The organism is Terrimonas ginsenosidimutans, from assembly GCF_022012415.1.
Lineage (GTDB): Bacteria > Bacteroidota > Bacteroidia > Chitinophagales > Chitinophagaceae > Terrimonas_A > Terrimonas_A ginsenosidimutans.
On the sequence record NZ_JAKLTR010000005.1, the window covers coordinates 97,655 to 109,234 of the forward strand.

Consider the following 11,580-nt stretch of genomic DNA (forward strand, 5'->3'; position numbering starts at 1 on the left):
GATAGCCGTTGGCCGAGTGACAGTTTGGATATTTGATCTTGCGTTTTACCCCGGCCATCAGCCATCGGTCATCAGCCATCGATCAAATGTCGTCCTGATCCAATTTTAATTAAGTTCCTTCGGTTTTCCTCCAAAAATCGTCTGATCTGCTCTCAGTTTTTGTTCCCACTCCCAGGCAGTGCTCATCATTTCATCAAGGGTGAATTGCGGGTCCCATCCGAGGAGAGATTTAGCGAGATCATTATTGGCATAGATCGCGATCACGTCGCCGGGACGGCGTGGGCCAAGCTCGTAGTTCAGTTTCACATTGCTGACTTTTTCGAAAGAGCGGATGGCTTCGAGAACGGTTACGCCATTACCAGTGCCGAGATTGAATACTTCACAGGCGGAAGCATTGTCCTTTCTCTCCAGGTATTGTATAGCGAGCGTATGTGCATTGCCAATATCACTTACATGTATAAAGTCACGGATGCATGATCCATCACGGGTAGGATAGTCAGTTCCGAAAACTGTCATTTTGGGGATCTTGCCAACAGCAGTTTGAGTGATCGCAGGCACAAGGTTCTGTGGTTTGCCGATCGGGATCTCACCGATCTGGATCGAAGGATGCGCGCCTACCGGGTTGAAATAACGGAGCAGGATGCATTGCGTGCCGACTGTTTTTGCAAATTCATTAATGATCTGCTCACCCATTTGTTTTGTATATCCGTAAGGGGATTCCGCGGGCTTCGGCATCGTTTTTTCGGTTACGGGGATCTCATCGGGATTGCCGTAAACGGTGCAGGAGGAGGAGAAAACGAAATACGGTATATTGAATTCCTGAACACATTTCAGGATATTGATCAGTGAGCCATTATTATTTTCAAAATACATCAGCGGCTTTTCCACCGATTCTCCAACAGCTTTATAAGCCGCAAAATGGATGATCCCTTCGATGTCAGGGTTCTCCTGGAAGATGGCAAAAGTGTCATCGAAATTGCAAAGATCCACTTTATAATTCTTGACCTTTTTGCCGGTGATCCTTTCAACCCCTTCGAGTACTGCCGGATTAGAGCGGCTGTTATTATCCACTGAGATTACTGAATAACCTTTTTCTATCAGATCTACGATGGTGTGCGAGCCAATGTAGCCGCAACCGCCTGTAACGAGTATTTTAGCCATATTAAAAATTCCTCGCAAAAGTCTGAAAATTTTTTCAAATGTGTCCGCCCGGGGAGGAATGGTTTGAAAGTTTCAGCAGGGAGGGGTAAAAAGTTAATTGTTCAATTGTTTAGAGGTTTTAAAGTTACGATGCTGAGGTTTAAAAGCAATCTTGTTTAGTGCAGTTATTATGCTGTATTTCCGGCTCCGCCCAGGCCAGGCAGGTTTAACGCTGTTGAACTCAATACAGGCCAGCGTGTAAACTAGTGTCTTGCCGCCTCTCTTACTCTGTCAGGTGTAGTTTCGCGCGGATTTCGCAGATCTGGCTCTCACGATACCCGCGATGTCATACCGATCCGGGATATTCATTGTGTTGGAGCGGAGAATAACGCAGATCTGATCATGATAACGGAATGCTCTGCGACAGCTACTATCTGCATGATCGAAAGTAAAAGCGATCTTCCGGAAACGGGATAATTGGATCTGCGTAATCTGCGGGAATCTATGCCGGTCGACTTAAAGAAAAAGGGTTTAAAAACCAGGAGAGTGACACCCCGATCTTTAAACCCTTAAATTATAAAACGTTTGAACCCTGTCTAAGTGAACAGATGCACCAGGTAGTAAACCCCTGTGGCAAGTAATGCGCTCACCGGGATGGTTAGTATCCAGGCCCAGATCAGGTTGACTGTTACGCCCCACCGAACGGCCGAGAGACGCTTTGTTGCGCCCACACCCATGATCGCACCGGTAATGGTGTGTGTGGTACTCACCGGGATCTTGAGTGATTCGGTAATGAACAGGGTGAGTGCACCGGCGGTTTCCGCAGCCACACCTTCGAAAGGAGTAACCTTGGTGATGCGTGTCCCCATCGTTTTTACGATCTTCCAGCCGCCACTCATTGTTCCAAGGGCAATGGCTGAATAGCACGCGAGCGGTACCCACCATTCCATATGTTCCAGGCTGTAGCGGGACGGGTCTGAAGCGATCAAAGCCGCCATGATGATCCCCATTACTTTCTGTGCATCATTACCACCGTGTCCAACACTGAATATCGCGGAAGAAACGAGCTGAAGGCGTTTGAACCAGGAGTTTGCTTTATGGGCATTCAGGTTGCTCAGGTAAAGTGAAAAGACTGCCATAATGATAACGATAAGGCTCATCAGTATCCACTTAAAGTTCTGCGAGTGGAATACCACTTTCCATATATAAAGATCGTAGTGTGACTTAAGTTTTTCCGGGTTTGTTTCAAGATTAAAGAACAGGAATGTGAAGATGCCCAGTATTACGAGGGATGAAAATATTTTAGGGCCAGCTGTTTTCTTAAATGAATAAATAAACCAGATCGAGATCGCGAAGGCCATGATCATACCGATCAGTGGTGCGAGGAAAATGAATGCTGCGATCTGTATAACCGGTCCTGAATTTACTGAAGAGAATGTTCCTGAGTGTGCGATAGCAGCTCCTGCAAATCCTCCGATCAGCGTGTGTGAAGACGAGGAAGGGATGCCGCGCCACCAGGTGAACAGGTTCCAGACGATCGCGGCGATCAAACCGGAGAAGATCACTTCAAGGGTGATAAAATCATTCTTCACCGTTTTGGCAATGGTATTTGCGACACCGTGATCCTTGAAGATAAAAAAGGCTACGAAATTGAATAACGCAGCCCATAATACCGCCTGAAAAGGCGTCAGCACTTTTGTGGAAACAACTGTTGCGATGGAATTGGCCGCATCGTGAAATCCGTTAATGTAATCAAAGATCAGCGCTAAGGCTATAATTACGATCAGAAATGTCGTCATAAAATGTTTTTACAGCGGGCGAGCCCTATAGAAGTAAAAAGTCAAAAATAAAAATTAAAAAAAGCTTCTATAAAGCAGAGCTGGTTCAACCTGGCAGCTCGTTTTTTAATTTTTACGTTCGACTTCCTAATTAATTAAGCGTATTTGATGATGATTGATTCAATCACGTTGCTGGCGTCTTCACATTTATCTGTTACGATCTCCATTACCTGATAGATCTCTCTTTTCTTGATCACTTCTTTCGCATCAGGTTCGGTTGCGAAAAGGCGTTCGATACTCATGTCAAACACATCGTCCGCCTGGTTTTCGATACTATTGATCTTAACGAGTGCTTCAGTGATATTCCGCATATTTTTCATATCGCGAAGTTCCCTTACAGCGATGCGGATCTGGTTTGCACCCTGCTCGATCAGTTCCGCCATTTTCTGCATACCCATATCATTTGGGTTGACACGGTAAAAATTGATCTTTTTAGCAGAAGCATATATATAGTCAGCAATATCGTCGAGAGAGGTTGCGAGATAGTGAATGTCTTCACGGTCAAATGGGGTAATGAAGTTGCGGCCAAGTTCTGTAAAGATGCTATGGGTAAGCTCGTCATTTGCATGCTCCAGATCCTCGATCTGTGAGATAAGCGCAGATCGTTTGTCAAAATCTGTTTCAGCCACCACATCTTTCATGATGGTGCCCATTTTTGCGCAATTGTCCGCCACCTGTTCAAAAAGTTCGAAGAATATCCGGTTTTTAGGCATGAAAATCTTCAGAAATGAATTAAGTCCCATATCATGTTTTTACTTGGTTGCGAAATTACCTGCTTACTGCGCCAGACCCGGGGAAATACCCCGAATTAATAATTCCTTAATATTGGTTTTGTGCCTAATGGCTTGGTTTTTATACTGTAACTGTTTAAAATTCACTCAGTAAACCAAAGGTATAGTCTTTTAGGCAATCAAATCCTGACCGCCGTAACATTTCCATAACATTGGCTTCACAATTCCTTAATTGCTGCGTAACATGCCGATAACCTGCGGAGAGTTCCTTTGCCGGAAATTACTTCTATGCTTTTGCGGCTGAAATTACTGTTGATCTGTTCTTTTGCTCTTTCCTTTACATATGCACAAAACAGGATCTCCGGTAAAATTTCCAACGAGAAAAATGAGCCTATCGCAGGCGTATCAGTTAAAGTGACCGGCCGTTCCGCCGGTGCTTCTTCAGATGTAGAGGGCCGTTACACCCTGAACCTTCCGGTTGGCAAATATGAACTTGAGTTTTCGGCAATCGGTTATGAAACGAAGACCGTTACAGATGTTGAGGTCACCCCTCAGTTGAATGAACTGAATATCGTTCTGAATATCAAGGCGAAAGAAGGGGAGAACGTCGTAGTTACCGGTCGTCGTTCCAGCGCACGCATGGAAAGCGTTAATGCTTCGATCTCCTTTCTGAAAAATACCAATACAGTTGCCTCCATCATTTCTGCGGAATCGATCCGCCGTTCTCCTGACCGTAATACCGGTGAGGTATTAAAGCGTACTCCCGGCGCAAGCTTGCAGGATGGTAAATTCCTCGTCGTGAGAGGTTTGGCTGACAGGTATAACCAGGCTATGTTGAATGGGATCCTGCTTACCAGCACTGAGCCCGACCGCAAAACCTTCTCCTTCGAACTGATCCCTTCTTCAATGATCGACAACATCATTATTAATAAGGCGTTCGTTCCGGAATTTCCCGGCGAGTGGGCTGGTGGCCTGATCCAGGTGAATACCAGAGATATCCCGGCAAAAGGATTTCTGAATGTTCAGTTGGGAACAGGTTTGAATACGCAGACGATCGGGAAAGATTTTTACAAACAAAATGGCGGTGGTCTGGACTGGCTCGGTATCGACGATGGTACACGTGGTCTGCCTCCCGGCTATACAACCAAATCAAACTTTGATATCCTCTCTCCGGCAGACAAGACTGCAATCGGAAAACAAATGCGCAATGACTGGACGCCGAAAGTGGTAACTGCTCCTTTGAACACTTCTTTCCAGGCGAACGCTGGTTTTAATACAACCATGTTCGGCAAAAAAGTTGGTGGAACGTTTGGTCTTATTTATAATAAATCCAACCGTTTTGTTGATGCGTTTAACCAGCAGAACACCTTGTCTTCCGGAAACAATTTCTTCCCGGAATACAGCTATGATGATGGTCGCTTTGTACAGGAGGTGATGGTAGGTGCGCTAGGCGGTATCTCTGTTCAATTTAACCAGCGTCACAAGATCTCGGTAAAATCGATGATCAATGTAAATACAGATAATTACGTGATCAACCGCAGTGGTATCGACAACGTTCGTGCAAACGATGTAAGATCTACAGAGCTTGCATTCAAGCAAAATACCTTCTTCTCTTCGCAGGTGATCGGTGAACATACTCTTGCAACGCCATTGAAACTGAAATGGTATGGTTCCTTCAACATCCTGGATGGCCAGAACCCTGATCAGCGCCGTCTTGCTTATACACGCACAGCAGGCAGTCAGAGTCCTTATACATTGCTCATCGGTAACTCCCTTTCCCAGGAAAGCGGTAGCCGCATTTTCCAGGATCTTAGCGACTATATCTACACAGCTGGCGGTGATCTTACCTACAGCTTTAAATGGCTGGGTCAGAGTCAAACGCTCAAAGGCGGTTACATGCTGCAGATCAAAGACCGTCTGTATGACGCAAAATTGTTTGCTAACCGTCTTCCATCAGATAACGTAGCCCTGAGAAATCTGCCGGCTGATAAAGTATTTGCACCGGAAAACTTTGGCAATGGATCAGACAACCTGTTTGCATTTGATGCGATCAAGGGAAACACGTTCCGTTATATGGCAAACACCATCCTGAATGCAGGCTTCCTTCAGTTAGACAACCAATTCACTTCTGCGCTGCGCGTGGTTTGGGGTCTTCGTGTAGAGAATTACGATCAGCTGGTGGGTAGTGTGAAAAAGTATGATCCAAGACATACTCACTCTGAAGTGATAGACTTCCTGCCTGGTCTGAACGCCACCTACAAGTTGAACAATAAAACAAACCTGCGCTTATCAGGATCTCAGACAGTGATCCGCCCGGAGTTGCGTGAGCTGGCTGCGCTGAACCTTTACGATTTTGAATTGAATGCTTCTGTACAGGGTAATCCCAACCTCGAGCGTACGAAAGTTACCAATGCAGATTTCCGCTACGAATACTATCCACGCGCTGGTGAAGTAATGAGTGCTGGTGTATTCTATAAATACTTCAACAACCCGATCGAACAGGTATTCAACCAGGGAAGCGGTGGTGCAAGTACTTTCAACTTTCAGAATCCTGAAAAAGCACAGTCATACGGTGCTGAAGTTGAATTCCGCAAACGTCTCGACTTTGCAAACGCTCTCAGAAACTTCACTTTCCAGGCTAATGCTGCCTACATCTACAGCCGTGTAACAGATAAATCAGCAAACCTGAACATTGACCGTCCTATGCAGGGCCAGTCGCCATACCTGATCAACCTTGGTGTGATGTATGACCTCGAGAAACAAGGTTTCAATGCGACATTATTGTTCAACCAGATCGGCGAGCGTATTTACCTCGTGGGCGATATCAGCGCGGGTGCAGGTGCTCCGGATATCTATGAAGCTCCAAGACCGGTAATGGACTTCCAGGTTGCGAAAAAGATCATCAAAAATAAAGGTGAGTTAAGATTGAATATCTCTGATATCCTCAATCAGACGCAATACTTCTATCAGAATGCTCCGGGCAATAAGAGAAGCTTCCAGAAAAGCGAAGATGCTTATCGTTTTACCCGCCGCTTCGGAACGACGTTCAGCCTGACCTTTAATTACTCTATCATCTAATAACTGTAAATAAAATCTTTAAATACAAACAAGATCATGAAAAAGTACATCTTTTGTTTAACTGCGATTAGCGCTCTGGCAATCTCCAGCTGTCGGAAAATTGAAGCCGATGGAGAGAAGGAAGTGATTGTGATCACGCAGCCGGGATCTGGCGGTGGCAATACCGGTCAAACTATTACTATCTCTGGCCGTATCAATGCTGACACCATCCTGAGAAAAGAAAATACTTACATCCTCAAAGGACTCGTATATGTGGTAGGTGACCACACCATGACCATCGAAGCAGGAACAACTGTTAAAGGTTCTTATAGTGGTAGCGACGTTGCTGCACTGGTTATCACCCGTGGCTCCAAGATCGTTGCAAACGGTACACAGGAAGCTCCGATCGTATTCACTTCTTCATCTCCTACTCCACAGTCAGGTGACTGGGGCGGTATCGTACTTTGCGGTAAAGCAAGCATCAACACTACGTTCTCCGGAACTGGTGGAGGTCCTGGTATCCTCGAAGTAGAAGGCGGCGTTAACAACTCATTCGGTGACGGTCTTGCCGGCGGTGGTGCCACTCCGAATGACGACGATAGCTCCGGTGTACTTAAATATGTTCGTATCGAATACGCTGGTTACGCTTTCCAGCCTGATAAAGAGATCAACAGCCTGACAATGGCAGCGGTAGGCCGCAAAACGGTGATCGATCACGTTCAGGTTACTTATGCAAAAGATGATGCATTCGAATGGTTTGGCGGTACAGTTAACTGTAAATACCTGATCGCTTACAAAACGCAGGATGATGACTTCGATTCTGATAACGGATTCAGCGGAAGTGTACAATTCGGTCTGATCGTGAGAGACTCTGCTATTGCCGATATCTCTAAATCTGAGTCATTCGAAAGCGATAACAACGCGAGTGGTACAGATGCAACGCCTCAAACAAGAGCGGTATTCTCCAATGTAACTGCATTCGGACCAACGGCGGCTCTTAACAATATTGGTAACAGCAACTATCTCGGCGCTGCTGTACAGATCAGAAGAAACTCTTCTATCTCGATCTTCAACTCAGCATTCGTTGGCTGGCCGATCGGTATCCAATTGAACGCATCCCAGGGCAATACAGATTTCAACGCAACTGCAGGAAGACTTCAGCTTGCTGGTATTATCATTGCGGGTGCTACAAAGAAGCCTTTGGAGTTTGTACCTTTTGCAACTCCAACAGCTAACAGCTTTGCGAACGAAGCTGCATTCACCACATGGTTCAATGATGCAAGCCGTAAAAACCGAATTCTTACCACTGTTGATGAGGTTCGCTATACAAGACCTTTCGACTACCTGAATCCAGATTGGCAGCCATTCGCTAACAGCGGCTCTCCGACACTGATCACAGGCACGAACACTTACTTTAATGATCCTATCATTGTAGCCCGTCCTTTTATTCAGAAAGTTGATTTCCTTGGAGGTATCGGACCTTCTGGTGAGTTTGCTAACTGGCATAAAGGCTGGTCAAGATTTAACTGATCTGAGCGATGAGGGTATAGCTGGTTTATAAGAAAAGAACGCAGTGCATTTTTGCACTGCGTTCTTTTTTTGGGGAGAGTGTGGAGAGGTTATTTTACAACTTTAATTTTTTGTGGGGGAGGTGTTGGGGTAGTTTTTTTGCCGGGCAGGCAAGGCGTTTTTTTCGACGGGAGGTCGAAAGACTCCGTTTACTTTTTTTGCCTTGATGCAAAAAAAGTAACAAAAAAAGATCAAGGCTGGGAAAAAATGGCTAAAAATGGGAGGATGTCACCTGCACCAAAAAAAACTCGCCGGGAAAGTATGATGAATTGATTGGCGTGCCGGCTCAGACAGTTTTTTGGCGCCTTCGCACACCTGCGGTGTGACTCAGACGGTGCCAGCCTCCCATTTTCTTAACGCCATTTTTTCCAAGGCCCGGGGCGTTGAGAGAGGATTCGGTTGCGAGGAAGATTCGTTATAGTTCCGATCCTGTATTATAATTGATGCTGACATTCTTTCTTGAGACCTTCTGTAATTAAGAGAACAAACCTTGCAAGAACCGCGAGGCTACAATTCTATAAAGGCCTTCTCCCTGCTTTGAGAAGGGGCGGCCTAGCGCAAATGTCGTTAAGAAAATTATGGGCGTAACCGACGAGCCGAAGGCGAGGGCGCTAAAATATTGTCTGAGCCGGCACGCCACTCTGTCCAAAACATTCTTCCGGCGAGTTTATTTTAGTGCCAGGTGCAGCCCATATTTTTTAGCCCCCGCATCGAGTGCGGGGCTGGCTATTTGCGCGTAGCCTTGATCTTTTTTTGTTACTTTTTTTGCATCAAGGCAAAAAAAGTAAACAGAGTCTTCGACCTCCCGTCGAAAAAAAGAGGCCTTGCCCCTCCGGCAATCACAAAATAAAAAAGCCACACCGGAAGGACGACCAGTGTGGCTAAACTGCATGAGAAGACTTGCATAGATGGAATAACTGCTAAAACCATCCAGCAAATGGGAACGACTTGGAAGAAAGAACTGATGTAAAGGTGGGGCTTCTATGTTAAGCAGTTATTACAGCAGCGTTAAGTCCATATTAATTCGTTGACCGTTATCCGTTGACCGTTATCCGTTGACCGTTGTCCGTTGACCGTTGTCCGTTGACCGTTGTCCGAAGGCTGGTTGACACTAGTAATGGATGTCACGGATGAAAATTTAAACCGTAAGACTATTGTACTTCGGTCAACGGTGAACGGTCAACGGTGAACGGACAACTGTCAACGAATTCATGCTACTTCCAGCAATTCCGCCTTTGCCTTCTCAACGCCCAGCCCGAACAGGTATTCCAAGCTTTGCGAAATGCTTTTGCTGTAGTCCATTTGTAGATGCCGGTCATTGTTGATCCAGTCTTCAACGTGGTCTTTAAAAGTATGGTCGATTGTTTTCAGCACGCGGATGCCCATTTCCTGTAGTGCGGCGCCATTGCATTGTTGTTCGTACTGGCTGCGGATCGGAATGGATATGATCTTCTTTCCGAGGTGCAACGCTTCCGCAGGTGTTTCAAATCCACCGCCGGTGATAAGGCCGGTGCAATGGATCAGGCTTTCATTGAATAGCTTTTTGTTTACGGGAAGCATACGAAGGTTACCCACCTGTTTAGGCTCAGCGATCTGACCACAGAATACATCGAATTGCAGGTCATTGAACGCGCTGAATATCTCGATAAGCTGAGGTTCGCAGTATGAGGGAAGATAAACAGTGATGTAACCTTTATCTGTGGGAGAAGCATCAATGATACTCTGCTTCACAACGGGCGTAAAAATAAAATTATCATAAGCTTTAAAATGCAGTCCAACATAGTGGCTTGCGCGGGCGTAATTTCTGAGTACCCACTCGCCAGTTGAGTTTTTCGCAGAAGGCCTTGGTGTACGAACGGATTGAAAGCTCGCCTGATGGCCGTAATTGATGGACGGGATCTTTTTCTTTGCACAAGCCGCAGATGTGATGTAATCAAAGTCATTCAGAACCAGGTCATATTTTTCCACCGGGAGATCCCTGATCTCATTACGTATGCGCATAGGGTGAATGCCTTTCAGGATCTGCCAGTAGTCAAGCCCTCCGGTACAATTATAGTAGAGACTCAAGCCCTTACTTCTGTATTTGATCGGGGCATCCAGCGCCAGATGGCTGTTGCCTCCGCTAAGGAAGATATCGACATTGCCATATTCTTTCAGAAATGGCAGTAGTTCCATAGCGCGGCTGATGTGGCCATTGCCGGTAGCCTGGATGGCGTAGAGTATGTTCATATTGTGGAAGGTTGGGTTAAAGAATGCAGATAAATAGAGATCTCGTTCGTTACCACTTCAGGTTTTGGCTTGGGTTGCTTGAGCGTTTCTGTTTTCGCTTCTTCCTGAAGGTGTGTATAAACATGCCAGTCGTTATTATAATATTCCAACGATGTCATGTGCTCAACCCAGTCACCAGAATTCAGATAGGTCACTTTTCCCTTATCGTTTTCGAAAACACGTTTTTCCGGCTGATGGATATGGCCGCATATTACACAGTCATATTTTTTTTCAATAGCCAGTTCTGCGATCATTGTTTCAAATGCATCGATCTGTACAAAACGTTTGTGAAACTGCTCCATCACCTTTTTAGATAGGGAGACCTTTTCTTTTCCAAACATGCGCATCATTTTATTGATGATCCTGTTGAACCCCAGAAGTATGGCATAACCGTTGCTCCCAAGTTTCCCCCAGAATTTAGCGGAATTGGTGGTGGTATGGTCAAACACGTCACCGTGAAAGATCCAGTTCATCTTGCCGTCGATCTCGATCACCACCTTATCCGCCAGCTGGAAGTTCCCAAGATGGAGATCAGCATACCTGCGAAGCGTTTCATCATGATTGCCGGTTATATAAATAACACGTGTTCCGGTTGAGAGCAGATGAAAGATGTATTGTATCGCTGCGATATGATGTGTGGGGAAATAGTGCTTGCTGAACTGCCAACCGTCAATAATATCTCCATTAAGGATCAATAGCCGGGGTTCAATACTATTCAGGTAATTTACAAACTCCTTTGCTTTGCAGGCATACGTTCCCAGGTGGAGGTCGGAGATCACTGCTACATCAACGGGCCGTTTTTGCATGTCGGGGGTTTATTAAAGTTCAATAGATAATGTAATGTGAGTATTAAGAGAGTATTAAGCAATTGTAAAGAGGAACAGGGGGGCCTTGAAATTCGGTAGATTTTGAATTGCTAACAAAGAGGAATATCAATGATCATACAATTGTAAAGATCCGTCAGCGGCCTGCATTCC

7 protein-coding genes are annotated in these 11,580 nt (G+C 45.6%); 2 read left to right on the forward strand and 5 right to left on the reverse strand.

Annotation, left to right across the window (positions count from 1 at the left end):
• Positions 1-105 precede the first annotated feature (105 nt).
• The 3 genes from galE to LZZ85_RS09450 form a co-directional block, all read right to left on the reverse strand.
• Positions 106-1,161: a UDP-glucose 4-epimerase GalE gene (galE, locus tag LZZ85_RS09440; RefSeq protein WP_237870980.1), complete on the reverse strand. Its 1,056-nt coding sequence runs from the start codon at positions 1,159-1,161 to the stop codon at positions 106-108.
• Positions 1,162-1,736: 575 nt separating this feature from the next.
• A complete protein-coding gene (locus tag LZZ85_RS09445) occupies positions 1,737-2,939 on the reverse strand; it encodes an inorganic phosphate transporter (protein WP_237870982.1) in 1,203 nt (400 codons plus the stop codon).
• Positions 2,940-3,073: 134 nt separating this feature from the next.
• Positions 3,074-3,721, reverse strand: coding sequence for a DUF47 domain-containing protein (locus LZZ85_RS09450; RefSeq protein ID WP_237870984.1), 648 nt, complete (start codon positions 3,719-3,721; stop codon positions 3,074-3,076).
• A gap of 276 nt (positions 3,722-3,997) precedes the next feature.
• Here LZZ85_RS09450 and LZZ85_RS09455 point away from each other — a divergent pair, with 276 nt between their 5' ends.
• Both LZZ85_RS09455 and LZZ85_RS09460 read left to right on the forward strand, forming a co-directional pair.
• A complete protein-coding gene (locus LZZ85_RS09455; protein ID WP_237870986.1) occupies positions 3,998-6,787 on the forward strand; it encodes a TonB-dependent receptor in 2,790 nt (929 codons plus the stop codon).
• 36 nt (positions 6,788-6,823) lie between these two features.
• Positions 6,824-8,296 carry a hypothetical protein gene (locus LZZ85_RS09460; RefSeq protein WP_237870988.1) on the forward strand — a complete coding sequence of 491 codons (1,473 nt, stop codon included), beginning with the start codon at positions 6,824-6,826 and terminating at the stop codon, positions 8,294-8,296.
• A gap of 1,248 nt (positions 8,297-9,544) precedes the next feature.
• Here the strand turns inward: LZZ85_RS09460 and LZZ85_RS09465 are convergent.
• Together LZZ85_RS09465 and LZZ85_RS09470 are read right to left on the reverse strand one after the other, a co-directional pair.
• Positions 9,545-10,564 carry a glycosyltransferase family protein gene (locus tag LZZ85_RS09465; RefSeq protein WP_237870990.1) on the reverse strand — a complete coding sequence of 340 codons (1,020 nt, stop codon included), beginning with the start codon at positions 10,562-10,564 and terminating at the stop codon, positions 9,545-9,547.
• On the reverse strand, positions 10,561-11,409 hold the full coding sequence (locus tag LZZ85_RS09470; RefSeq protein ID WP_237870992.1) for a UDP-2,3-diacylglucosamine diphosphatase: 849 nt from the start codon (positions 11,407-11,409) through the stop codon (positions 10,561-10,563). The genes LZZ85_RS09465 and LZZ85_RS09470 overlap by 4 nt, the downstream gene beginning before the upstream one ends.
• Positions 11,410-11,580: the final 171 nt, after the last annotated feature.

Bases quoted from the DNA above. Each gene is read 5' to 3' on its own strand.
- LZZ85_RS09450 (WP_237870984.1), bottom strand. From the start codon at position 3,721: ATGGGACTTAATTCATTTCTGAAGATTTTCATGCCTAAAAACCGGATA.
- galE (WP_237870980.1), bottom strand. From the start codon at position 1,161: ATGGCTAAAATACTCGTTACAGGCGGTTGCGGCTACATTGGCTCGCAC.
- LZZ85_RS09455 (WP_237870986.1), top strand. From the start codon at position 3,998: ATGCTTTTGCGGCTGAAATTACTGTTGATCTGTTCTTTTGCTCTTTCC.
- LZZ85_RS09445 (WP_237870982.1), bottom strand. From the start codon at position 2,939: ATGACGACATTTCTGATCGTAATTATAGCCTTAGCGCTGATCTTTGAT.
- LZZ85_RS09465 (WP_237870990.1), bottom strand. From the start codon at position 10,564: ATGAACATACTCTACGCCATCCAGGCTACCGGCAATGGCCACATCAGC.
- LZZ85_RS09470 (WP_237870992.1), bottom strand. From the start codon at position 11,409: ATGCAAAAACGGCCCGTTGATGTAGCAGTGATCTCCGACCTCCACCTG.
- LZZ85_RS09460 (WP_237870988.1), top strand. From the start codon at position 6,824: ATGAAAAAGTACATCTTTTGTTTAACTGCGATTAGCGCTCTGGCAATC.